This window comes from Rhodococcus sp. F64268, assembly GCF_023015605.1.
In the GTDB taxonomy this organism is placed as follows: domain Bacteria; phylum Actinomycetota; class Actinomycetes; order Mycobacteriales; family Mycobacteriaceae; genus Rhodococcus.
The window spans coordinates 80,187-102,852 of record NZ_JALKAI010000002.1 but is presented as its reverse complement, the minus strand read 5'-3'; the positions used below and the strand labels follow the sequence as shown (position 1 = coordinate 102,852).

The following is a 22,666-nucleotide window of genomic DNA, read 5'->3' as shown; positions in this document are numbered from 1 at the left end:
CCCAGTACCGTATCAATGTGCGCCTAGGGGTACTCGACGTCGGAAGCAACACCGTTCATCTGCTGGTGGTGGACGCCCATCGTGGCGGCCATCCCACACCCATGAGCTCGACCAAGGCAACGCTGCGGTTGTCCGAGAACATCGACGACGACGGGAACCTGACGGTCTCCGGTGCCGATCGGCTCGTGGAGACGGCAGAGGAGTTCGCAGGCATCGCCGCAACCTCCGGCTGCGGCGAACTCATGGCGTTCGCCACCTCGGCGGTCCGCGACGCCGGAAATTCGGAGGAGGTTCTGGCCCGGGTTCGGAACGAGGCCGGGGTGAACCTCGATGTGCTGTCCGGTGTCGACGAGGCCCGATTGACGTTCCTTGCGGTGCGCCGCTGGTACGGATGGAGTGCCGGTCGCATTCTCAATCTGGATATCGGTGGCGGCTCGCTCGAGCTGACCTTCGGTGGTGACGAGGATCCCGACGTGGCGTACTCGCTGCAATTGGGTGCCGGACGCCTGACCCGGGACTGGTTCCGGGACGATCCTCCCGGCAAGCGTCGTATTGCGGCGTTACGCGACTGGCTCGATGCCGAACTCGCGGGGCCGACGAAGCATCTGCGTAGTGCAGGCGACCCCGATCTTTGCGTCGCGACTTCCAAGACTTTCCGTACACTGGCACGGTTGACGGGTGCAGCACCCTCGTCGGCGGGTATTCGTGTCCGACGAACGTTGACGGCGAGCGGTCTGCGGCAACTGATCGCGTTCATCTCGCGGATGACCACCTCGGACCGCGCGGAGCTCGAAGGCGTGAGCTCGGACCGGTCCCAGCAACTCGTCGCAGGTGCACTGGTGGCCGAAGCAAGTATGCGGGCGCTCGGGGTGGAGACCTTGGAGATCTGCCCGTGGGCGTTGCGTGAGGGTTTGATTCTTCGGAAGCTCGACACTGAGATGGGCGGGGAACTGGTGGTGGCATCCAAGTGACCGACAGCAAGGGCACGGATACCGGACAGATATCGGTAGCGGAACTGCTCGCGCGTAACGGCAAGAAGGTCGGTACGCGCAGCAGCGGCGGTGGCCGTCGCCGCCGCGGCACCTCCGGTGGTATCTCGGTTGCGGAACTGACCGGCGAAATACCGATCACCCGGCCGGCCGCCGAAGCGCAGCCGACCGCGACGCCGGAGTCCGGGCGCGGTTCGGCCGGGGACGATCGCAGTCCACAGGCACCTGCGGTGGCGACCCCCAGGACGCCGAAGGTGGAGCCTGTCGTTCCCGAGACACCGAAGGTCGAGCCGGTCGTGCCCGCTACCCCGAAGGTAGTGGCACCGGAGTTGTCGACCCCGGTGCCACCGTCTGCCAACGAGCTGACGACGATCACCTCGACTGTGGCCGACGCGGAGGCGACGACTGTGACACCCGCTGTTGTCGAGCCGGTCGCTGCCGACCCCGTGGTCCGCACGCCGACGGTCCGCAAACCCGCCGCCGGCAAGACCGAGTTCGGGCAGACCGCCGCGCCGGATCGTCCGGGCACGAACGCGGATGGCGCCAAGGTCGAATCGCCGACCGAGGTCATCCGTCCGGAGGCTCTACCCCGTCGAGCCAGGGCGCACCTGGACAATGTGACCGGGTCCGTCCCTGTGGTCAAGCAGGCATCGCCGTCGCCGCGTGTATCCGAGACCCCCGAGCCTCGACTGCTTTCCGGCCCGGCAAGCGATCTCCAGGGCACCGCCGCGGACAACGAGGACGACGAGACCACGACCATCGGTGTTGCGGAGGACGAGGGGGGCGGCAAGTCGCCTTCCAAGAGCAAGTTCCCGTCGAAGAACAAGGCTGCGCCGAGCAAGCCCTCCGGCAAGGCCGCTTCGGGTAGCGGGGCAGCAGCGAAGGGCACCTCCGGCAAAAGCAAGCCCGACACCGATTCGGACGACGTCGTCGACGGGTCTGGGAGCAGTGCCAAACAGTGGCTGTTGCTCGTCGGCGAGAGTATCGCCGCGATCGTCGTCGGCGGTCTGTTGTTCAAGGGCTTCGAGAAGCTGTGGGACATGATGCCGTGGGTGGCGTTCGGTCTGGCGTTGCTCGTGATCGTCGGCCTCGTGGCACTGGTGCGGGTTCTGCGCCGTACGGACGACATCACCAGCCAGTTGATCGCTGTCGGGGTCGGAGCGTTCGTGGCGTTCGGTCCGCTGTTGTTCCTACTGCCCAACGGATGAGGCTGCGGTCGTGGTGACAGCGCGGCGAATCCCGGTGGGGTTGTCGACGGCTTCGGTGTATCCGGAGAACACCGAGGCGGCGTTCCGGTTCGCCGCCGACCTCGATTACGACGGGGTCGAACTCATGGTCTGGGCGGACCCGGTGAGTCAGGACCCGGGGTCGGTCCTGCGGCTCGTGCGCAAATACGGAGTTCCCGTCCTCGCAGTGCATGCGCCGTGCCTGCTCATCTCTCAGCGGGTCTGGGGTGCGGATCCGGTGGCGAAGCTCGGACGGTCGGTCGAAGCGGCCGAGATCCTCGGTGCATCGACCGTGGTGGTACATCCGCCTTTCCGCTGGCAACGTCGATATGCCGAAGGATTCGTCGATCAGGTGAAGACTCTCGAGCAGGGCAGCCACGTATCTGTGTCTGTCGAGAACATGTACCCGATGCGTGCGGACGTGCTGTTCCGCGACCGGGGTACCGATCGTCTGCGGCGCCGTGGCGGTCCCGGCCCGGCAGTGTCGGCCTACAGTCCGTCGCTCGATCCGACCGACACCGGCTTCGACCACTACACGCTCGACCTGTCGCACACTGCCACTGCGGGGATGGATGCGCTCGCGCTCGCAGCCCGGATGGGGGCGGGGCTCAATCACCTGCACCTCGCAGACGGTCGAGGGTCGTCGATGGACGAACACATGATCCCGGGGGACGGCGAACAGCCCTGCGCGGACGTGTGTAGGCAACTCGCCGGCAGCGACTACGCGGGCCAGGTCGTGCTCGAAGTGAGTACGCAGAGCGCGCGGACCCGGTCCGAGCGGTCGGTGATGCTCGGTCGGGCGCTCTCGTTCGCGCGAGAGCATCTCGACCGCCCCGCGCAGAGCGCGATCGCCCCTGGTCCCGAGCGCCCGCGTGCGGCAGATGTCGTTCGGGTCCCGCATGCGGAGGCAGCGCGGGTTCCGGGTGGCTCCGAGGTGTCAGAGGGCGCCGATCCCGGCGCAGAGAACCGCGACACCTGAGATCACGACACCGACGGTCAGCGACGCGGCGCCGAGCCACACCGAGGCCATCATCCGGCCCGGGCGTGTGGGATCCGTGCCGAGAACCGAGAGGAAGAAGCCGGCCGGAATGAGGATCGCGGAGATCAGCACGGCGATGGACCCTGCCGCTCCCCATCCCGGTGATGCACCCGTGACTCCGGTGGTAACGGCGACCAGGATGCCGAGCGTCACGAGGACTCCGGCGTGCGCGTGGCCCGCGCGGAAGAAGGACTTCTGAAGGTCGTTGACGGGTACGCCGCCGTGTGCGATGCGCAGTAGGAAGGTTCCCCCGAAGGCGATACCTGCAACGGTCAGCAGTGTGACCCCGACGGCGATGACGAGCACGGGGTGCATGGGATGCCCCTCTCTCCATATCAGATACTACAGCTATCCAATATTGGATAGCTGTAGTATCTGATGTCAACAGCAAATCGGAGGTGACATGCGAATCTCGGAATTGGCGGCGCGTAGCGGTGTGCCGCTGGCCACCGTGAAGTACTACCTGCGCGAGGGGCTGCTGATGCCGGGCCACGCAACGAGCGCCACGCAGGCCCGATACGACGACGAGCACGTACGCCGACTCGGTTTGATTCGCGCGCTCGCAGGTCAGGGGCTGCCGCTCGACAAGATCAAGGCAGTGGTGGCGCTCGCTGAGAATCCGGACGAGGATCTGTTCGTCACTCTCGGCAAGGCGGTGATGGCGCTCCCCCCGTATGTCGACAACCCACCCGACGCCGACTATCCCCGCACTCGTGCACTGCTCGAACGGCTCGGGCAGTTGTACGACCCGAAGTTCACTGCGGTCGCCCAACTCGAAGCTGCGCTCGCAGCACTCGACTCGGCCGGTCTGACCATGTCCGATCGACGCATCGACGTCTACGGCGAGCACATCCGCGAGATTGCCGACCTCGACGTCGACCTTCTTCCGACGAGGACTCGGCAGGAAACCGTCGAAGCTGCCGTGCTGGGCACCGCGTTGTACGAACCGGTACTCGCCGCGATGCGGCGTCTCGCGCACCAGCACCGTGCCGCCCGGATCTTCGCCGCGGCGGCAGACACCGACCAGCCAGGCTCCACAGAACCCGCTCGAAACCCGCAGGAGATCCAGTGACCACCGACCATCCGTTCCGTGACCTGACCACACTCACGGCCGCCGGCGAGGGCGCCTGGTCGGCGCACATCGCACCCACCTGGACCATCGGACCCAAGGTGCACGGCGGCTGCCTGCTCGCAGTGAGCGCAGCCGCAGCCCGCCGCGCCGGAATCGAGGCCGGAGCCGACCCCGCCGTCCAACCTCTCGCCGTGAGCGCGTCCTTCGTATCCGCGCCCGACCCGGGCGAGGTCGAGATCACCACCGTGGTCCGGAAGCTGGGTAAGCAGGTCTCCGTCGTGGACGCCACAATCGGACAGGGTGGCCGTGTCGCGGTGCGCGCGAGCATCACGCTCGGCGTGCCCGACGGCGGCGAGCCGCGGCACGCCGTACCGCATCCCGCGACCGAGATGCCCGCTTCGCCGCCCGAGGATGTTGTGGTGGTCACTCCTGACCATCCGATGGGGCAGATCGTGAACCTGTGCGGGTCCGTCGACATCCGTGTCGACGAGTCGACCGCCGGATTCCTCCGCGGTGACCAGGACGGCGATCCACGGATCGCGATGTGGACCAAGCTCCGCCCCGTCGATGAGGCGGACCTCGACACGCTGGCCCTGTTCGCACTCATGGCAGGAGACATCTCGGCGCCCGTGACGATGAATCGCGGCATGTTCGGGTGGGCACCCACCGTGCAGCTGACCGTATATCTGCGCGCGCTTCCCGCGCCGGGCTGGCTGCGCGTGACCAATGAAAGCATCGTGCTCGGGCAGACATGGTTCGAATCGGATCACACCGTGGTCGATTCGTCGGGGGCAGTGGTGGTGCAGTCCCGCCAGCTCGCGATGATTCCGCGCTGACCCGATCCGCCTTCGAAAAAGCGGCGGTCCATCGACCGCGGGACTGCGATGCGTGCCACACAGGGGACCCGTGGCACGCTGTCACCCATGACGAGAATTGCGGTGATCGGTGGCGGCAGAATCGGTGAGGCCCTGATCTCGGGGCTGCTGCAGAACGGCTACGCCACCAAGGACCTCGTGGTGGTCGAGAAACTGCCCGAGCGTGCAGATGAACTGGCGCGTGCGTATGCGATCCGCGTCACCGACGGCACGGCCGACGCGGTCGAGGGCGCCGACGTGATCGTCGTGGCGGTCAAACCCGGCGACGTCGACCCGGTGATCGCCGACGTGGCCTCGGCGGATCTCGACAACGACACCGAGCAGATCGTCGTTTCGCTCGTCGCGGGCGTCACCACCGCCCAGTACGAGAACAAACTCCCCGCAGGTGCTCCCGTCGTCCGAGTGATGCCCAACACCCCGATGCTCGTCGGGCAGGGCGCGAGCGTGCTTGCCGCAGGACGCCACGTGAAGGGCGAACACCTCGACCTCGTGCGTGAGTTGCTCGGATCGGTGGGCACCGTTTCGGTCGTACCCGAATCGCAGATGGATGCCGTCACCGCGGTCTCGGGCTCCGGCCCCGCGTACTTCTTCCTCGTCGCCGAGGCGATGATCGACGCGGGCGTCGCGCTCGGGCTCAGCCGCGCCGTCGCCACGGACCTCGTGGTGCAGACCATGACCGGCTCCGCGGCAATGCTCGCCCGATCCGGAGAGAACGCGGCGGATCTGCGTGCAGCCGTGACGTCGCCCGGAGGTACGACGGCCGCAGCGATCAGAGAATTCGAGCGGGGCGGGATCCGTACCGCGTTCTACGACGCGCTCGAGGCCGCGCGGCAACGATCGGTGCAGCTAGGCACCCGTTCCGACTAGCCGAACATCGGGTGGACGGGCCGCGCGACACGCCGTACTGGTGTGACAGAAGTGGAATTGGTGGCCGTCATCGTCGCACAGGAACCATTCGTCACGCTAAGCTCGAATGAGCACGTGCGTGTCTGTTCCGCCGGAGGGGAAGCCGGCGGCGCGGACGTGCCGGAGGTGTGTAATGGTTTCAGGAAATACACCGTCGAAGGGTCAACCCCAAGACGGACAGTCGGTCCTCGCAGGTACCCAATTCCTGACGGTCGCCGAAGTGGCGTCGTTGATGAGGGTGTCGAAGATGACCGTGTACAGGCTTGTACACAGCGGTGAACTGCCTGCTGTGCGCGTTGGACGCTCGTTCCGGGTGCACGCAAAGGCGGTTCACGACTATCTCGAGACATCGTATTTCGACGTCGGGTAACCCCGGCTCGGAAGGCTGTGGGAGCACGGAGCGGACCTCGATTTCATCCGGTCGTTCCTGCACCGGTACGATTGCAATTCGTCGTACCGGTCAGCCGGTGTCGTGAGGCGCTGAGCTCGTCACCACGAGGCCCAGCGTCCGACAGAAGAAGGCGTACGTCACCGGCGTGCGCAGGAACGCTATAAGAACGCGAGGGAACCCACATGGGGTCTGTGATCAAGAAGCGCCGCAAGCGCATGTCGAAGAAGAAGCACCGCAAGCTGCTCCGCCGCACTCGCGTGCAGCGTAGGAAACTCGGCAAGTAGGCCGCTGTCGATCATCGGCATGCGAGCTGCCGCCGGTAGCAGTACTGCCTGACGAATGCCCGTCACCCATGGTGGCGGGCATTCGACGTTTCTGCACGGTGAGCAACCGGACGTTTACCCGGGTGTCATGCGATGTTGCCGATGTCACCGTATTGTTGTAGCGCATACCGTCCTGCGGTCGAGGTGGGATCGCCGACGGAGATGTTCTGCAAGCAGGGGGTGCTGTGACTTCACACGGGCGACAGGCCGAGCCGCCAGGTGTCGTATTGGTGACGGGTGCGAGCCGATTCCTCGGTGGCTTCCTCGTCACCCGGCTGGCTCAGAACCCCGACATCGAACGTGTCATCGCGGTCGATACCCAGTCGCCCACCAAAGACATGCACCGACGCATGGGGCGCGCCGAATTCGTCCTCGCCGACATCAGGAATCCACTGATCGGCAAGGTCATCAGAAACATGAACGTCGACACCGTCGTGCACGCCTCAGCGGTCACCAAGGCGCCCAAATCGGGAGCACGCGCCGCGATGAAAGACATGAACGTCATCGGCGCGATGCAACTGTTCGCGGTGTGCCAGAAGGCGCCGTCGGTACGCAAGGTCGTGTTGCGGTCGTCGTCGGTCGTCTACGGCTCGAGCGCCAAGGACCCCGTGAAATTCACGGAGGAGATGAGCGCGCGGCGCCGCCCCACCGGCGCGTTCGCCCGCGACATGATCGAGATCGAGGGTTACCTGCGAGGTCTGGCCCGGCGACGCAGCGACATCGCCACCACGATCCTGCGGCTCGCGCCCACCGTCGGGAACCGCCTGCCCGGTTCGGTCTCGAACTACCTCACCTCACCGCTGGTTCCCAATGTCCTCGGTCGCGACGCACGATTGCAGTTGCTGCACGAGGAGGATGCGCTCGGCGCTCTCGAGTGCGCAACACTGGGCGGTCCGTCCGGTACCTACAACGTGGCAGGCGACGGCATCGTGATGATGACACAGGCCGTCCGACGCGCAGGTGGCCTGACCGTGCCGATGCCCTACGGCCTGTTCCGCAACGTGGGTCACGCTCTTGTGGGATCGGTCATGAAGTCGTTCACGAAGGAAGAACTCGACTACTTCCACTTCGGATGCGGACTCGACACGACACGCATGCGCGAAGAACTCGGATTCGAACCACGCTGGACCACCAAGGAAGCCCTCGACGACTTCGCGCGAGGAATCGGGATGTCCCGCATCGTGAAGTCCGAATGGGTCGACAAGGCCGAATCGATGCTGCTTTCCACTCTTGGGGAGCGGACGGAGGTGCGATGACTCAGGTTGCCAAGGTCATACCGTTGCACGGAGGAAGTCGGCGCACCGCTTCGGGCCGGCCCGCGGAGTCCTTCGACGTGCATCCGTCGCAAGGCGCCCCGGCCGGGGATGCCCCACCGCAGCACACCGTCGTCGACGGATTCCTCGATGATCTGCGCACCGCTCTGATCGGGCACGTGACAGGGGGCGCGGAGTTCCTCAGGCGGCGGATCACAGGTGACTACGAGGTCGACGACTTCGGTTTCGACCCGCATTTCAACGACAACATCCTCATGCCCACGCTGCGTCCACTGTTCGACAAGTGGTTCCGCGTCGAAGTACGGGGGGTGGAGAACATTCCCACCGACGGGCGTGCACTCATCGTCGCGAATCACGCGGGCACTCTGCCCGTCGACGCCCTGATGACCTCCGTCGCCGTGCACGACCGCGCACACCGGCCGCTGCGGATGCTTGCGGCCGATCTCGCCTTCGACATGCCGGTCGTCGGCACCGTGGCGCGTAAAGCGGGGCACACCCTCGCGTGCCATCCCGATGCCGAACGGCTTCTCGAACAAGACCAGGTCGTCGCTGTGTTCCCGGAAGGGTACAAGGGGCTCGGCAAGCCGTTCAAGGAGCGATACAAGCTGCAGCGCTTCGGACGCGGCGGTTTCGTCTCGGCAGCGCTGAAGACACAAGCACCGATCATTCCGTGCTCGATCGTGGGATCCGAGGAGATCTACCCGAACATCGGCAATCTCACCTCGCTTGCACGGTTGGCCGGGTTGCCCTACTTCCCGATCACGCCGCTCTTTCCCGCCCTCGGCCCGCTCGGTGCGGTGCCGTTGCCGTCCAAGTGGTACATCGAATTCGGTACGCCCATTGCGACCGACGTCCACGACGAAGTGGCGGCCGATGATCCGATGGTGTTGTTCGAGGTCACCGACCACGTTCGTGAAGTGATTCAGCAGACGCTCTACAAATTGCTCACTCGCCGCAGGAACGTATTTCTCGGCTGAGGTCAGGCCGGGTCAGGCGGCTCGGTCGCGGCGCCGTCCGAGCGCAATGGCGACCGCGCCGCCGGCCGCGCCGAGGCCGAGAGCCGTCGGCACTCCGACCTTCGCTGCCTTACGTGCCGTGCGGAAGTCGCGTACTTCCCACCCCCGGGTGCGTGCAACCTGCCGCAGATCGGGATCGGGATTGATCGCGACCGCCGTACCCACGAGCGACAACATCGGCACGTCGTTGTGGCTGTCGGAGTACGCAGTGCACCGTTTGAGATTCAGGCCCTCCCGGATCGCGAGGGCACGCACCGCGTGCGCCTTGCCGAGTCCGTGCAGGATGTCGCCGACCAGACGGCCCGTGAACACCCCGTTCTCGGACTCTGCAACGGTTCCCAGGGCGCCGGTCAGGCCGAGGCGTTTGGCGATGACGTCGGCGAGTTCGACCGGGGTGGCCGTGACGAGCCACACTTGTTGGCCCGCGTCGAGATGCATCTGCGCGAGCATGCGGGTGCCCGGCCAGATCTTGTCGGCGATTATGTCGTCGTAGACCTCTTCGCCGAGTCGGCGGAGTTCGGCTGTGGACCTGCCCTGCACGAAGGACAGTGCCTTGTCGCGGCCGCTTGCGACGTCGGCGCTGTTCTCCTTACCCGTGATCCGGAACTTCACCTGTTGCCACGCGAACTCGAAGAGGTCGGTCTTACGGAAGTAGTTGCGCGCAACGAGGCCGCGGGCGAAGTGGATGATCGACGCGCCCTGCACCATCGTGTTGTCGACGTCGAAGAAGGCGGCTGCGGTCAGATCGATCGCGCCGCGTGCGCCGGGCTCGGCTCCCGGCTCGGGCGCTGCTTCCGGTTCTGTCCGGGCACCGTGCAAGGCGAGTGCCGCATCGGCACTCGCTTCGCCGGCGAGGTTCGCGCGGACCTCTTCTTCGCTCGGGCCGAATTTGCGCGACAACCGGCGCCGGCCGGGACGGATGAACCGTGCCCACGCTTCACCCATACCCCGCCCGTATGGCAACAAACGTTCAGGCACTCGCACCTCCAGCGTCGTGACGGTCGTGCCGACCTGTCGTCACACCCCAACGCACGACCCGCCGCAAGCGTAGCCCGTGGTGGACGCGCTATCAGGGTTCGGCGTTCAGGTGCTGCCCGGGTGTGACGTTCGTCTCCGGGGCCCATGCCGCACAGTGGAGGTCATGAGCGATCGACACTCCGGCCCGGCCGGAACCCCTGTATCTGCACACGAGGTGACGCTCCTGATTCGCGCGGGGTGCGGTAGTTGCGGACCTGCGCGCACCGTTCTCGAAGCACTGTGTGCGGACTTCGGGGTGCAGGTCACCTGCATCGATGTCGACGAAGCCGCCGCTGACGACCCCGAATTGCGGGCCGAGTTCGGGGACCGTCTCCCTGTTGTGCTCCTCGACGGCAAGGAGCACAGCTACTGGGAGGTCGACGAGCAGCGATTGCGCGCAGATCTCGCCCGGTGACGCTGTCGCTCCCGGTCGTGACGCAGGTGGGAAGCACATTCGGGGGCCTTCGAGCAACTTTGTGCATGGCTTCACAAGCGGTTACCGTGGTGAGGACGAAATCCCGGATCACCGTGAGGCCGGACGTGTCCACCGGCCGGACGAGGAGCCACGAACGTGACGCAACCGCACCCACCGCAGGGCGACGACGCCCGCGGCAACGCCGGGACCGGCGAGGGTGCCACTCCGAATTCCGATCGTGTCGCGCCTGGCTTTCAGCACCGGGACATCCCCCAGGCTACTGTGACGCGTCTCGCCAACTATCTGCGGGTCCTCGGAAGCCTCTCCGAAGCGGGCACACTCATCGTCTCGAGTGAAGAATTGGCGAGCGCCGCCGGGGTCGGTTCGGCGAAGCTCCGCAAGGACCTCTCGTTCCTCGGCCCCAACGGCGTGCGCGGCGTCGGCTACGACGTCGTTCGCCTGCAGGCACGCATCGAGAATGCGCTCGGGCTCGATCGCGGCCACCACGTCGTTCTCGTAGGAGTGGGCAGTCTCGGGCGCGCTCTCGCCTGCTATCCCGGATTCGATCGTCGCGGCTTCACCCTCGCGGGGCTGTTCGATGCCGACCCGGCTCTGGTGGGGACGACCGTCGGTGGCCTTGTGGTCCGGGGCGTCGACCGGCTCGAATCCGACGCTCACGAGCTGGGCGCCACCATCGGTGTCGTGGCCACACCCGAGGATGCAGCGCAGGACGTCTGCGATGTGCTCGTGCGTTCCGGCGTCCGCAGTGTCCTGAGCTTCGCGCCGATCGAGCTCGAGGTGCCCGATCATGTCGAGGTGCGCCGCGTCGACCTCGCGGTCGAACTGCAGGTGCTCTCGTTCAACAGCGCACGAAACGAACAACTTCTCCGGGTTGCCGGGGAAGCGCACACTGCGAGTGTTCAGCCCGCCCGCGGCCCGCACGGGTCTGCTGTGTCCACGCCGAGTCCGGCTCGGCGATCCAGAACAGGCAAGGCGGGCCCCTTGGGTTCGGCCGTGACCAGAAACGGATCGGTGATTGCACCGTGAGTGTCCTCCTCGTTGGCATTTCGCACCGGAGCGCCCCGGTATCGGTTCTCGAGAAGGTGGCCGTCGCGGACACCGATCGACCCAAGCTGACCGACAAGATGATGGCGTCGGATCACATCTCCGAGGCGATGATCGTCTCGACTTGCAACAGGGTCGAGATCTATGCAGTCGTCGATGCGTTCCACGGTGCGCTCGCCGACGTCAGCGAATTGCTGTCGGAGCACGCCGGACTCACTCTCGCAGACCTGCACAAGCACGCATACGTGCGCTACAGCGAGGCTGCCGCGGAGCATCTCTTCGCGGTGGCCAGCGGCCTCGACTCCATGGTCGTCGGTGAGCAGCAGATTCTCGGACAGATCCGCACCGCCTACGCGACCGCCGATGCGCAGCAGGCTGCAGGGCGTGCATTGCACGAACTCGCTCAGCAGGCGTTGCGAGTCGGTAAGCGTGTGCATTCGGAAACCGGGATCGACGCAGCAGGCGCGTCGGTCGTGTCGGTCGCACTCGACAAGGCGGGTGCGCTGTTCGGCAACGGCGGTCTGCAGGGGCGCACCGCCGCAGTGATCGGTGCAGGCGCAATGGGCGGTCTCGCGGTAGCGCACCTGACCCGTTCGGGCGTTGCCGAGATCATTCTCACGAACCGTACCCGCGACCGCGCCGAACGCCTCGCCGCCACGGCCCGCGGCAACGGCGTCGACGCTCAGGTCGTCGATTTCGGTGATCTTGCCGCTGCCCTTGCCCAGGCCGATGTCGCTGTCACCTGCACCGGAGCGGTCGGCACGGTCGTCACCCTCGCTGACGCCCACCGCGCACTCGCGCAGTCCGAACGCGGTGAACGCCCGCTGGCCATCTGCGATCTCGGGCTTCCCCGCGACGTCGAACCCACGGTGTCGGGGCTCCCCGGCGTGACGGTCTTCGACATGGAGGCACTACAGCGCGACCCCGCTGCGGGTGCCGCCTCCGCCGATGCCGAGGCAGCGCGCGCCATCGTGGCGTCCGAGCTCGCCGGATACCTGACCACACAGCGGCTCGCGGAGGTGACGCCCACTGTCACCGCACTGCGCCAGCGTGCGGCGGAAGTTGTCGAGGGCGAACTCATGCGCCTCGATTCCCGGCTCCCCGATCTCGGGGACGGTCAACGCGACGAGGTCGCGCGCACCGTGCGCCGTGTCGTCGACAAGTTGCTGCACGCACCGACCGTGCGGGTCAAGCAGCTTGCTTCGACGCCGGGGGGCGACCAGTATGCCGAGGCACTGCGGGAGTTGTTCGAGCTGCGACCAGGGGCAGTCGAAGCAGTTGCGACTCCCACGAAGGAACTGGGGTCTCTGACCGACCCGACCACGTCGGCGGATCTGTCCGCCGCACTTGATCCGGTCATCACGACGGAGCTGCGTGCTCCACGAAAGGACGGCAAGGTATGAGCGCCGAAGCCACCCGGATCGACGCATCGCGCGAGCAGCGCACATTGCGCATCGGTACTCGGGGCAGCGTGCTCGCCACCACGCAGGCAGGCACTGTCCGCGACGCCCTGATCGCAGCCGGGCATCCGGCAGAGCTCGTGGTCATCACGACGAAGGGCGATATCACACCCGGGCCTGTGCAGCGCATCGGTGTGGGTGTGTTCACCGCAGAACTCCGCGAGGCCCTGCTGGCCGGCGAAGTGGACGTGGCGGTGCATTCGTACAAGGACCTGCCCACGAAGCAGGATCCGCGCATGGTCGTCGCGGCGGTCCCTCCTCGTGAGGACCCGCGCGATGCCCTGGTTGCTCGCGACGGGCTGGTACTCGGAGAACTGCCCGCCGGGTCGAAGGTAGGCACGTCCGCTCCGCGTCGCCGCGCCCAGCTGGCGGCGATGGGCCTCGGTTTGCAGCTGGAGCCGTTGCGCGGCAACATCGACACCCGCATCGGCAAGGTCGATTCGGGCGAGCTCGACGCGATCGTCATCGCCCGCGCGGGACTGTCACGGATCGGGCGGCTCGACCGGGTCACCGAAGCGCTCGAGCCCGTCCAGATGCTGCCCGCGCCGTCTCAGGGAGCGCTCGCCGTCGAGTGCCGCGCCGAGGACGACGCCCTGATCGAAATCCTCTCCCGGCTCGATGATCCGGCGAGTCGCGCGGCGGTTGTCGCCGAGCGTGCACTGCTCGCCGAGCTCGAAGCAGGGTGCACCGCGCCGGTCGGCGCGATCGCAGAGGTCGTCGAGTCGCTCGACGACGACGGCCGTGTCTTCGAGGAACTGTCCGTACGCGGGTGCGCGGCCGCACACGACGGCTCGGACGTGCTCCGCGCGAGCATCGTCGGTTCACCCGACCGCGCAGAGGAACTCGGAAGGGCACTCGCCCGAGAATTGCTCGACCTCGGCGCGAAAGAACTGATCGTCGACGACGAGCAGTGGGCCGCCGATGATTGACGCTTCCGTTCAGCCCCGAATTTCCCTTACCGCAGATTTGATTGCACTGGAGAACAACCGATGAGCCGAGTCCGTAAGAACACTCCCGGACGGATCCTGTTCGTGGGATCGGGTCCCGGCGACCCGGCGTTGCTCACCGTCCGAGCGCGCGACGCCCTCACGGGCGCCACGATCGCCTTCACCGACCCGGACGTCGACAGGGATGTCGTCGCTCTGGTCGGCACCGACCTCGGTACCGACCCGGAGACAGGCGAGCCGATCGCCGACGTGCGTCCCGCACTGGGGGAGCCCACCGAGGTCGCCAAGACGCTGGTCGCCGAAGCGAAGAACGGCCACGACGTGGTGCGTCTCGTCGCGGGCGATCCGTTGACCACCGACTCTGTGATCGCCGAGGTCAACGCTGTGGCACGCACACAGGTGGTGTTCGAGGTGCTTCCCGGACTGCCCGCCGGTTCCGCAGTTCCGAGCTACGCGGGTATGGCCCTCGGGTCGTCCCACACCGAGGCCGACGTCCGCGGCGAGGTCGACTGGGCGGCCTTGGCCGCTGCTCCCGGCCCGTTGGTGCTGCACGCGACGTCCGGACATCTCGCCGAGACCGCGAGCGCGCTCGTCGAACACGGAATTGCTCCGCAGACCCCCGCCGCCATCACGGTGCGCGGCACGACGCGTCAGCAGCGTACCGTCGAGGCCACGCTGGCGACCCTCAACGACGCAGGCTCCGAGTTCGTCGGACCGCTGATCGTGACGGTCGGCAAGGTCGTGTCGCAGCGCAACAAGATGTCGTGGTGGGAATCGCGCGCTCTGTACGGCTGGACCGTACTGGTTCCCCGGACGAAGGAGCAGGCCGGTGAGATGAGTGATCGGCTCGTCTCACACGGTGCCATTCCGATGGAGGTACCGACGATCTCCGTAGAGCCTCCCCGCAGCCCCGCCCAGATGGAACGGGCCGTCAAGGGCTTGGTCGACGGTCGCTACCAGTGGGTGGTGTTCACCTCGACGAACGCTGTACGCGCCGTGTGGGAGAAGTTCGAGGAGTTCGGACTCGATGCCCGCGCATTCTCCGGTGTGAAGATCGCGTGCGTCGGTCAGGCCACCGCAGAGAAGGTGCGTTCGTTCGGTATCACCCCGGAACTCGTCCCCACGGGCGAACAGTCGTCCGAGGGTCTGCTTGCCGAGTTCGCGCCGTACGATGACGTGTTCGATCCGGTCAACCGGGTGCTCTTGCCCCGTGCGGACATTGCCACAGAGACGCTCGCAGAGGGCCTGCGTGAGCGCGGCTGGGAGATCGACGACGTCACTGCGTACCGCACCGTCCGGGCTGCTCCGCCGCCGGCGGAGACCCGCGAGATGATCAAGACCGGCGGTTTCGATGCGGTGTGCTTCACCTCGTCGTCCACGGTCCGGAATCTCGTCGGTATTGCCGGGAAGCCGCACGCGCGCACCATCGTCGCGTGCATCGGCCCGAAGACCGCAGAGACCGCGATCGAATTCGGGCTGCGGGTGGACGTGCGACCCGAGACCGCGCAGGTCGGTCCATTGGTCGAGGCGCTCGCCGAGCACGCAGCACGACTGCGTGCCGAGGGCGCCCTGCCTCCGCCGAGGAAGAAGTCCCGCGCCCGCCGCTGACCCACTCGTGCGCGGTTCCGGTGGTGACCGCTACCGGAACCGCGCTCGACTCCCCGAACTGATGAGGGTCCTGACGCCATGTTCCCCGATATTCGTCCCCGCCGATTGCGTACAACCGCGGCGATGCGTCGCCTGGTCGGGGAGACCTCGCTCGAACCCAGGCACCTGGTGCTTCCGATGTTCGTCGCCGACGGCCGCAGTGAACCATGGGAGATCCCGTCGATGCCGGGCGTCTACCAGCACACCGACGATTCGCTGCTCACCGCCGCGACCGCTGCCGTCGAGGCCGGCGTCGGTGGCCTCATGTTGTTCGGCGTGCCACGACCCGAAGACAAGGATGCGCGCGGGTCGGGGGCAACGGATCCCGACGGGGTGCTCAACCGTTCCCTCGCTGCATTGCGGAGTGAACTCGGCGACTCCACGGTGATCATGGCCGATACGTGCCTCGACGAGTTCACCGACCACGGGCACTGCGGGGTACTCGCGGCGTCGGGTGTCGTCGACAATGACGCAACGCTCGAGCGGTACGCGGAAATGGCGGTGGCACAGGCGGAATCCGGCGCTCATGTGCTCGGGCCCAGCGGCATGATGGACGGCCAGGTGGCTTCGATCCGGGCGGCGCTGGACGCTGCCGGTCACGCCGACGTCTCCCAGCTCGCCTACACCGCGAAGTACTCGTCCGCGTTCTACGGGCCGTTCCGCGAAGCGGTCGGCTCGTCGCTCGAAGGTGATCGCCGTACCTACCAGCAGGATCCGGCGAATCGGCGCGAGGCGCTGTACGAACTCGACCTCGACCTGGCCGAGGGAGCCGACATGATAATGGTCAAACCTGCCATGTCGTACCTCGACGTCCTGCGCGAAGTGGCCGACCGGTCGCCGGTCCCCGTTGCCGCATACCAGATTTCAGGGGAGTACTCGATGATCACCGCGGCGGCGGCGAACGGCTGGATCGACCGTGACGCTGCGATCCACGAATCGCTGCTCGGGATTCGTCGCGCAGGGGCGGACATCGTGTTGACGTACTGGGCTGCCGAAGTTGCGGGCAGGTTATCGTGAGCTTTCCACTGCCCCCGACACCCGGGTCTTCCGCACACGCCGCCCGGCCGGCCCCGCAGGACGTCGTCACCGCCTACCAATTGTGGTGCGGAGTTCTGCTTCTCACCGTGGTCACCCTGCTGTTCGGGGCATTCGACCTCTGGAACGGGCGGACCGAACTCGTCGACATGATGGTCGAGATGACAGCCGACACCGGGACGGAGGAACTCTCCCGCTCCGACCTCGATGCCGCGATCCCGATGGTCGTCGTCCTCACCGTGGTCTTCGGGCTGGCCATCGTCGGCCTGCTCTATCTCGTGGTCCGGCAGATGTCCAAGGGCAAGAACTGGGCACGCATGGCGCTGACCCTGATCGGTGTGTTCATGACCCTCTCGACGCTACCGACGGTGTTCGGTGTGGGAGTCGGCGGTGGATCCGGACTCGCCCTCGGTGTCATCTCCATCGTCCAGGCCGTGCTCACGGTGGGTGCGATCGTGCTGATGCATCGGCGCGAGTCCAACGCGTATTTTCTCCGGTTACCGGAGAACTGACCTCACAGCGCCCGGATTTGCGCACCGCGCAGTACCGGATTTGCGCACCGCGCAGTGCGGAGTACGGTGGGCTCACCATCGTCGGCCCACGTGGCCGCACTCCGTCGAGCGTAAGGACGTCATGCAGGTGGAACCCCGGCCCTACGGTCGTCGTCGCGAACTCGTGCTGATCGGTCTGATCGCCGTACTCGGTGTTGTGACAACGCTACTGGTCGTGATTCCCGGGGCGCTCACCGCTTGACCGGCCAGGCCGAACCTCGTGGCGTATCCGAGCCGCTGTTCTACGAGCCGGGCGCGAGATGGCGCACGGTCGCGTTCGGTCCTGTGTTCTGCACGGTGGCGTTGATCGTCGAACTCGCGACAGGTCCCGTCGTGCACTGGGTGGCGCTGCCGGTGCTCGCGATCGTGCTCGCCGGATTCGCCTACCTCATGGTCACCGCGGCGCGGCGTCACGTCAGTGTCGAACTCACTCGCACTGGGTTGCGGCAGGGTACCGAGGAACTCGAGGTCGGCGAGATCGAGGCGGTGCTGCCTCCCGCGATGGATTCGTGGGACGAACCGCAGCGTTGGGAGAGCGCCCGTGTACTCGGAGAACTCGCCAACGTTCCCCGCGGGCGGACCGCCATCGGCTTGCGGCTGCGGGGCGGGACGTTCGTACGAGCATGGGCCAAGGACGCCGACCGGCTCCGCGTGCGTCTCGGTGAGCTGGTCGGCGCCTGAGGCCCTCTCGATATTCAGGAGTGGGTTGCTCCCTCACGTTCGAGCATGGCGGACCCGAGCAGATACTCGGGTACGCCGAGGCCCTCGACGAGCGTCATCACGTGCGGCCGCAATGTGCGGCACCTCTCGTTGATCCCACGCAGCACCGCTTTGGAGCGCTCGACCGACAGGTGCCGGTGTTCCATGAACCACGCCTTGTCCTCGTCGATGACCGTCAGCGCGAACAGATCGCACAGATCGGAGAGGAGGTCGCATGCGGTTTCGTCCTTGCAGTCGTCGATGGCCGCGACGAAGGCCTCCAGGACGACCCGGTCGATGTGGGCCCGCGCGGCGTGCAGCACGTGGTCCTGCACGAAGTTGAATGCGTCGAACGGGTTGTCCTCGCGCTTGGTGGCGGCCTGCAGTCGCCGCGCTGCGGTGGAGAGCAGATACTGCTCGCGGTCCTCGAACATCGTCAGCTGGGTACCCCGATTGAAAAGACTGCCGTCCTCCTCGTTGTCCTGACGTGTGTCGAGGATCGTCTGGATGATCTGCTGCGCCGCGGTGCGCTTCTTCACGACATCCGAGATCGTGTCGGCAGCGAACCTCATCCACTCCACTGGACTCATCCCGCGGACCTCGTCGGCGTACGCCGTGAGCAATTCCTTCGCGACGAGCTGCGTGAGCACGTGGTTGTCGCCCTCGAATGTGGTGAACACGTCGACGTCGGCGCGCAGTGCGGTGAGCCGGTTCTCGGCCATGTAGCCTGCGCCGCCGCACGCCTCGCGTGCTCCCTGGATGGCGCGGGCCGCGTGCCAGGTGTTGGCCACCTTGAGGCCGGCGGCGCGGCCTTCGAGTTCGCGCTGTTCTTGGGGGTCCACGTCGGTTGGCGGCATCGACTGTATGCGGTGCATCGCCGAGATCAGCTCGTTCTGAGCGAAGCCCAGTGCGTACGACTTCGCGATGTGCGGCAGCAGTCGCCGCTGGTGGACCAGGTAGTCCATCAGGAGCACCTCGTCGTCTTGGCCCGGAGCATCGAACTGACGCCGTAGCAGCGCGTACCGCGTCGCGATCGACAGCGCGACCCGGGCCGCGGAGCCCGCCGACCCGCCAACGGTGACCCGCCCGCGGACGAGCGTGCCGACCATCGTGAAGAAGCGGCGGCTCGCGCTCTCGATCTCGGAGGTGTACGTGCCGTCCGCCTCGACGTCCGCGTACCGGTTGAGCAGGTTCTCGCGCGGTATCCGCACGTTGTCGAACACGATCCGGCCGTTGTCGACCCCCGGAAGTCCGCCCTTGTATCCGCAATCGGAGGTGGTCACACCGGGAAGATCGTTACCTTCGTCGTCGCGGAGAGGAACGACGAAACAATGCACCCCGTACGACTCGCCGTTCGTCACGAGCTGGGCGAACACTGCAGCGATCTTCGCGTGTTGCGCGGCACCGCCGATGTAGTCCTTGCGGGCCGACGGGGTAGGGGAGTGGATCACGAACTCATCGGTGGCAGGATCGAAGGTGGCGGTGGTTTCGAGGGCCTGTACGTCGCTGCCGTGGCCCGTCTCCGTCATGGCGAAGCAGCCGAGCAGATCCAGGTCGATCAGCGGGGTGATGTATTTGTCGTGGTGACGCTTCGTGCCGAGATTCTCGATCGCCCCGCCGAACAGGCCCCACTGCACGCCGGCTTTCACCATCAGGGACAGATCGGACATCGCGAGCATCTCGATCGACGCGACGGCGCCTCCGGCATCTCCGGTACCACCCGATTCGACGGAGAATCCCGACGCGGCGTACCCGTGCTCGGCGAGCAACCGCATCTGTTTCAGAGTGATGCCGCGGGCCTGTTCGAGGTCGGGGGTGTAGTGCGGCGCGAATGCCGGGTCGGCCATGTTCGTCCGGGCGCGCTCACGTGCGCTGTGCCATGCGCCGTCGAGGGCCCTGCTCAGATGTTCACCTGTAGTCGCCATGGTTCCGACCCTATGGCCGCAACACCGTCCCATGGGGGCTTCACGGCGCTCCGACACGCATGAAGACTGTAGTGAGATCCGAATCACAGCGCCTATCGCACACCGATCGGCTTTTTGGCAAATCGGGGGAAACTGGGACACTGGACGTCGTGACTGCGACTCCCGCTGCTTCCTCCGTCCACGACGCCGATTCGACGGCACTGTTCACCCGGGCGTCGAAGGTGACTCCCGGCGGGGTCAATTCCCCGGTCCGCGCATTCGGTTCGGTCGGCGGGACACCGCGGTTCATCGCCTCGGGATCCGGATACACACTCACCGATGTCGACGGCAATTCCTACGTCGACCTGGTGTGTTCCTGGGGACCGTTGATCCTCGGGCACGCGCACCCCGCTGTCGTCGAGGCCGTACGCACCACCGCAGCATCGGGTCTGTCCTTCGGTGCCCCTACTGCCGGTGAGGTCGAACTCGCCGAGGAAATCGTCGCCCGGATCGCGCCGGTCGAGCAGGTCCGGCTGGTCAACTCCGGCACCGAAGCCACCATGAGCGCGGTGCGTCTCGCGCGCGGATTCACCGGCCGCACGAAGATCATCAAGTTCTCGGGTTGTTATCACGGTCACGTCGACGCCTTGCTTGCAGATGCGGGCTCCGGGCTCGCGACATTCGGCCTGCCCACGTCGCCGGGTGTGACCGGGGCGCAGGCCGAGGACACCCTCGTCGTCCCGTACAACGACCTCGAAGCCGTGCGCGCGGCATTCGACGCGCATCCCGGGGCGATCGCCGCGGTGATCACCGAAGCCGCCGCCGGAAACATGGGGACCGTCCCGCCCGCACCCGGGTTCAACGAGGGGTTGCGCGCGTTGACCCGCGACCACGGCGCCTTGCTGATCATGGACGAGGTCATGACGGGGTTCCGCGCGAGCGCAACGGGCTGGCACGGCATCGACGGTGTCGCAGGCGACCTCATGACCTTCGGCAAGGTGATGAGCGGCGGCCTGCCCGCTGCCGCGTTCGGCGGTCGGGCCGACGTCATGGCGCACCTGGCGCCGGCGGGCGCGGTCTACCAAGCGGGAACGTTGTCCGGTAACCCGGTCGCGGTGGCCGCAGGCCTCGCGAGCCTGCGCGCGGCCGACGCGGACGTGTACGCCGCCCTCGAGCGCAACGCCGCAACCCTCGGCCGCCTTCTCGGCGACGCGCTGACCGCCGAGGGTGTTCCGAACCGGATCCAGAACGCCGGGACGATGCTCAGCGTGTTCTTCACCGCGGACCCCGTCACCAACTACGACGAGGCAAAGGCCGCGCAGACCTGGCGATTCCCCGCGTTCTTCCATGCCCTGCTCGAGCACGGCGTCTACGCACCTCCGAGCGCGTTCGAGACCTGGTTCGTCTCCTCGGTTCTGGACGACGACGCGTTCTCCCGGATCGCCGATGCACTTCCACACGCGGCGAAGGCAGCTGCAGCCGCCACCGCCTCCTGACCGCGAGGGCCCTGACCGCGAGCGCCCCGACACCCACCCGCTTCAACGACCTGAGGAACACGCACGTGACCGAAGCTGCCCCGTCCGAGACCCGCACCATCGTGCACGTGCTGCGGCACGGTGAGGTGCACAATCCGTCCGGCATCCTCTACGGCCGCCTTCCCGGCTTCCGGTTGTCGGTTACCGGCGAGGCGCAGGCTCGGGCCGTGGCGGCTTCCCTCGCGGACCACGACATCGCGCACGTGGTCGCCTCCCCGCTCGAGCGAGCCCAGCAGACCGCGTCGCCGATCGCGCAGAAGCACGGTCTCGAGATCCGCACCGATGAGAACCTCATCGAGGCGGGCAACGATTTCGAGGGTCTCAAGGTCGCTGTCGGCGACGGAGCCCTCAGCCGCCCGCGGCACTGGTGGAAGCTGCGCGACCCGTTCACACCGTCCTGGGGTGAGCCGTACCTGCAGATCGCGCATCGCATGCTGGCCGCGGTCAATACTGCGCGCGCCGCTGCGGCAGGTCGCGAGGCCGTGTGTGTGAGCCATCAACTGCCGGTGTGGACGCTGCGCCGGTTCCTCGAAGGCGAACGCCTATGGCACGACCCGCGTCACCGGCAGTGCAGCCTCGCCTCTCTCACGTCTCTGGTGTACGAGGGCGAGACTCTGGTGGACCTGGTCTATTCGGAGCCGGCGGGCGCCTCCGACCCGAACGTCCACGGCGCATGAGAAGGGCACTTCACGCGATCGGCGGGTTGTTGTGCGGCGCACTGCTCCTGTCCTCCTGCGCGACGGGCACCGACGCGGTCGCGACCGGCGGTACGTTCGACTTCGTCTCGCCGGGCGGCGAGACTCGCATCTTCTACGATCCGCCCGCGGACCGCGGCACCCTCGGCACGCTGACGGGGGAGGATCTCATGAACGAGGGGCAGACGATCTCCCTCGACGACTTCGCCGGCGAGGTCGTGGTCCTCAATGTGTGGGGCCAGTGGTGCGCGCCGTGTCGCAGCGAAGCGGACGATCTCGAGCAGGTCTACGAGGCGACCAAGGACCTCGGAGTTGCCTTCCTCGGCATCAACGTGCGCGACAACCAGCGGGACAAGGCACAGGACTTCGTGACCGATCAGCAGATCGGCTACCCGTCGATCTACGACCCGGCGATGCGTTCGTTGCTCGCACTCGGCCGCAACTATCCGACCTCCGTGGTGCCGACCACGGTCGTTCTCGACCGTGACCACCGAGTCGCGGCGGTCTATCTGACCGAACTTCTCGCGAGCGACCTGCAACCGGTCGTCGAGCGCATCGCCGCAGAACCCACCGAGGACCAGTAGT

24 protein-coding genes are annotated in these 22,666 nt (G+C 66.7%); 21 read left to right on the top strand and 3 right to left on the bottom strand.

Annotated features, from left to right (window positions below; all coding sequences use genetic code 11):
• Positions 1-17 precede the first annotated feature (17 nt).
• Genes MWU77_RS04910 through MWU77_RS04900 form a run of 3 tightly spaced genes read left to right on the top strand, consistent with a single transcriptional unit; the run spans position 18 to position 3,194 of the window.
• A complete protein-coding gene (locus tag MWU77_RS04910) occupies positions 18-971 on the top strand; it encodes a Ppx/GppA phosphatase family protein (RefSeq protein WP_169690052.1) in 954 nt (317 codons plus the stop codon).
• Complete coding sequence (locus MWU77_RS04905) at positions 968-2,197, top strand: hypothetical protein (protein ID WP_169690051.1); 1,230 nt, start codon at positions 968-970, stop codon at positions 2,195-2,197. The genes MWU77_RS04910 and MWU77_RS04905 overlap by 4 nt, the downstream gene beginning before the upstream one ends.
• Positions 2,198-2,207: 10 nt before the next feature.
• Positions 2,208-3,194 carry a sugar phosphate isomerase/epimerase family protein gene (locus tag MWU77_RS04900; protein WP_374229809.1) on the top strand — a complete coding sequence of 329 codons (987 nt, stop codon included), beginning with the start codon at positions 2,208-2,210 and terminating at the stop codon, positions 3,192-3,194.
• On the opposite strand, the gene MWU77_RS04895 is transcribed toward MWU77_RS04900, so the two are convergent.
• A complete protein-coding gene (locus MWU77_RS04895; protein WP_169690050.1) occupies positions 3,153-3,569 on the bottom strand; it encodes a hypothetical protein in 417 nt (138 codons plus the stop codon). The two genes, MWU77_RS04900 and MWU77_RS04895, sit on opposite strands and share 42 nt — an antisense overlap.
• A gap of 88 nt (positions 3,570-3,657) precedes the next feature.
• On the opposite strand from MWU77_RS04895, the gene MWU77_RS04890 reads away from it, so the two are divergent.
• From MWU77_RS04890 to MWU77_RS04860, 7 genes are all read left to right on the top strand, one after another.
• Positions 3,658-4,326: a MerR family transcriptional regulator gene (locus MWU77_RS04890; RefSeq protein ID WP_169690049.1), complete on the top strand. Its 669-nt coding sequence runs from the start codon at positions 3,658-3,660 to the stop codon at positions 4,324-4,326.
• Complete coding sequence (locus MWU77_RS04885; protein WP_169690048.1) at positions 4,323-5,162, top strand: thioesterase family protein; 840 nt, start codon at positions 4,323-4,325, stop codon at positions 5,160-5,162. Before MWU77_RS04890 ends, MWU77_RS04885 begins: the two co-directional genes overlap by 4 nt.
• An 87-nt stretch (positions 5,163-5,249) precedes the next feature.
• Positions 5,250-6,068 carry a pyrroline-5-carboxylate reductase gene (proC, locus tag MWU77_RS04880; RefSeq protein WP_169690047.1) on the top strand — a complete coding sequence of 273 codons (819 nt, stop codon included), beginning with the start codon at positions 5,250-5,252 and terminating at the stop codon, positions 6,066-6,068.
• Between the two features lie 172 nt (positions 6,069-6,240).
• Complete coding sequence (locus MWU77_RS04875; protein WP_054719598.1) at positions 6,241-6,477, top strand: helix-turn-helix domain-containing protein; 237 nt, start codon at positions 6,241-6,243, stop codon at positions 6,475-6,477.
• 203 nt (positions 6,478-6,680) lie between these two features.
• Positions 6,681-6,782 (top strand): 30S ribosomal protein bS22, encoded by a 102-nt coding sequence (locus tag MWU77_RS04870; RefSeq protein WP_003402602.1) that lies wholly within the window; start codon positions 6,681-6,683, stop codon positions 6,780-6,782.
• A 224-nt stretch (positions 6,783-7,006) separates the two neighbouring features.
• Positions 7,007-8,077 (top strand): NAD-dependent epimerase/dehydratase family protein, encoded by a 1,071-nt coding sequence (locus MWU77_RS04865; RefSeq protein ID WP_169690046.1) that lies wholly within the window; start codon positions 7,007-7,009, stop codon positions 8,075-8,077.
• Positions 8,074-9,072 (top strand): lysophospholipid acyltransferase family protein, encoded by a 999-nt coding sequence (locus MWU77_RS04860; RefSeq protein WP_169690045.1) that lies wholly within the window; start codon positions 8,074-8,076, stop codon positions 9,070-9,072. Before MWU77_RS04865 ends, MWU77_RS04860 begins: the two co-directional genes overlap by 4 nt.
• Positions 9,073-9,084: 12 nt before the next feature.
• Here the strand turns inward: MWU77_RS04860 and MWU77_RS04855 are convergent, their stop codons facing one another.
• Complete coding sequence (locus MWU77_RS04855) at positions 9,085-10,089, bottom strand: HAD family hydrolase (protein WP_374229808.1); 1,005 nt, start codon at positions 10,087-10,089, stop codon at positions 9,085-9,087.
• Positions 10,090-10,252: 163 nt separating this feature from the next.
• Here MWU77_RS04855 and MWU77_RS04850 point away from each other — a divergent pair, with 163 nt between their 5' ends.
• The 8 genes from MWU77_RS04850 to MWU77_RS04815 all read left to right on the top strand — a co-directional run bounded on the left by MWU77_RS04850 (position 10,253) and on the right by MWU77_RS04815 (position 17,929).
• On the top strand, positions 10,253-10,543 hold the full coding sequence (locus MWU77_RS04850) for a glutaredoxin family protein (RefSeq protein ID WP_169690043.1): 291 nt from the start codon (positions 10,253-10,255) through the stop codon (positions 10,541-10,543).
• Positions 10,544-10,699: 156 nt separating this feature from the next.
• Positions 10,700-11,590: a redox-sensing transcriptional repressor Rex gene (locus tag MWU77_RS04845; protein WP_169690042.1), complete on the top strand. Its 891-nt coding sequence runs from the start codon at positions 10,700-10,702 to the stop codon at positions 11,588-11,590.
• Entirely contained in the window at positions 11,587-13,011 is a 1,425-nt protein-coding gene (locus MWU77_RS04840) for a glutamyl-tRNA reductase (protein WP_169690041.1), read from the top strand. Before MWU77_RS04845 ends, MWU77_RS04840 begins: the two co-directional genes overlap by 4 nt.
• A complete protein-coding gene (hemC, locus tag MWU77_RS04835) occupies positions 13,008-13,997 on the top strand; it encodes a hydroxymethylbilane synthase (protein WP_247273087.1) in 990 nt (329 codons plus the stop codon). Before MWU77_RS04840 ends, hemC begins: the two co-directional genes overlap by 4 nt.
• A gap of 60 nt (positions 13,998-14,057) precedes the next feature.
• Positions 14,058-15,623, top strand: coding sequence for a bifunctional uroporphyrinogen-III C-methyltransferase/uroporphyrinogen-III synthase (locus tag MWU77_RS04830; RefSeq protein WP_169690039.1), 1,566 nt, complete (start codon positions 14,058-14,060; stop codon positions 15,621-15,623).
• A 78-nt stretch (positions 15,624-15,701) separates the two neighbouring features.
• Entirely contained in the window at positions 15,702-16,679 is a 978-nt protein-coding gene (hemB, locus tag MWU77_RS04825) for a porphobilinogen synthase (RefSeq protein WP_169690038.1), read from the top strand.
• A complete protein-coding gene (locus MWU77_RS04820; RefSeq protein ID WP_247273086.1) occupies positions 16,676-17,209 on the top strand; it encodes a hypothetical protein in 534 nt (177 codons plus the stop codon). The genes hemB and MWU77_RS04820 overlap by 4 nt, the downstream gene beginning before the upstream one ends.
• A gap of 237 nt (positions 17,210-17,446) precedes the next feature.
• Positions 17,447-17,929: a hypothetical protein gene (locus tag MWU77_RS04815; RefSeq protein WP_247273085.1), complete on the top strand. Its 483-nt coding sequence runs from the start codon at positions 17,447-17,449 to the stop codon at positions 17,927-17,929.
• Positions 17,930-17,943: 14 nt separating this feature from the next.
• Here MWU77_RS04815 and MWU77_RS04810 read toward each other — a convergent pair whose 3' ends face one another.
• Positions 17,944-19,872: an acyl-CoA dehydrogenase gene (locus MWU77_RS04810; protein WP_247273084.1), complete on the bottom strand. Its 1,929-nt coding sequence runs from the start codon at positions 19,870-19,872 to the stop codon at positions 17,944-17,946.
• A 149-nt stretch (positions 19,873-20,021) separates the two neighbouring features.
• Between MWU77_RS04810 and hemL the strand changes: the two genes are divergently transcribed.
• The 3 genes from hemL (at position 20,022) to MWU77_RS04795 (ending at position 22,665) form a co-directional block, all read left to right on the top strand.
• The gene (gene hemL / locus MWU77_RS04805) at positions 20,022-21,347 is read left to right on the top strand and encodes a glutamate-1-semialdehyde 2,1-aminomutase (protein ID WP_247273083.1); all 1,326 of its coding nucleotides are present in this window, start codon (positions 20,022-20,024) and stop codon (positions 21,345-21,347) included.
• Positions 21,348-21,412: 65 nt separating this feature from the next.
• Positions 21,413-22,063, top strand: coding sequence for a histidine phosphatase family protein (locus MWU77_RS04800; RefSeq protein WP_169690034.1), 651 nt, complete (start codon positions 21,413-21,415; stop codon positions 22,061-22,063).
• Positions 22,060-22,665 (top strand): TlpA disulfide reductase family protein, encoded by a 606-nt coding sequence (locus tag MWU77_RS04795; protein WP_169690033.1) that lies wholly within the window; start codon positions 22,060-22,062, stop codon positions 22,663-22,665. Before MWU77_RS04800 ends, MWU77_RS04795 begins: the two co-directional genes overlap by 4 nt.
• Position 22,666: the final 1 nt, after the last annotated feature.

Bases quoted from the DNA above. Each gene is read 5' to 3' on its own strand.
- MWU77_RS04810 (WP_247273084.1), bottom strand. From the start codon at position 19,872: ATGGCGACTACAGGTGAACATCTGAGCAGGGCCCTCGACGGCGCATGG.
- MWU77_RS04895 (WP_169690050.1), bottom strand. From the start codon at position 3,569: ATGCACCCCGTGCTCGTCATCGCCGTCGGGGTCACACTGCTGACCGTT.
- MWU77_RS04795 (WP_169690033.1), top strand. From the start codon at position 22,060: ATGAGAAGGGCACTTCACGCGATCGGCGGGTTGTTGTGCGGCGCACTG.
- MWU77_RS04875 (WP_054719598.1), top strand. From the start codon at position 6,241: ATGGTTTCAGGAAATACACCGTCGAAGGGTCAACCCCAAGACGGACAG.
- MWU77_RS04850 (WP_169690043.1), top strand. From the start codon at position 10,253: ATGAGCGATCGACACTCCGGCCCGGCCGGAACCCCTGTATCTGCACAC.
- hemC (WP_247273087.1), top strand. From the start codon at position 13,008: ATGAGCGCCGAAGCCACCCGGATCGACGCATCGCGCGAGCAGCGCACA.
- MWU77_RS04860 (WP_169690045.1), top strand. From the start codon at position 8,074: ATGACTCAGGTTGCCAAGGTCATACCGTTGCACGGAGGAAGTCGGCGC.
- MWU77_RS04870 (WP_003402602.1), top strand. From the start codon at position 6,681: ATGGGGTCTGTGATCAAGAAGCGCCGCAAGCGCATGTCGAAGAAGAAG.
- MWU77_RS04830 (WP_169690039.1), top strand. From the start codon at position 14,058: ATGAGCCGAGTCCGTAAGAACACTCCCGGACGGATCCTGTTCGTGGGA.
- hemB (WP_169690038.1), top strand. From the start codon at position 15,702: ATGTTCCCCGATATTCGTCCCCGCCGATTGCGTACAACCGCGGCGATG.
- MWU77_RS04890 (WP_169690049.1), top strand. From the start codon at position 3,658: ATGCGAATCTCGGAATTGGCGGCGCGTAGCGGTGTGCCGCTGGCCACC.
- proC (WP_169690047.1), top strand. From the start codon at position 5,250: ATGACGAGAATTGCGGTGATCGGTGGCGGCAGAATCGGTGAGGCCCTG.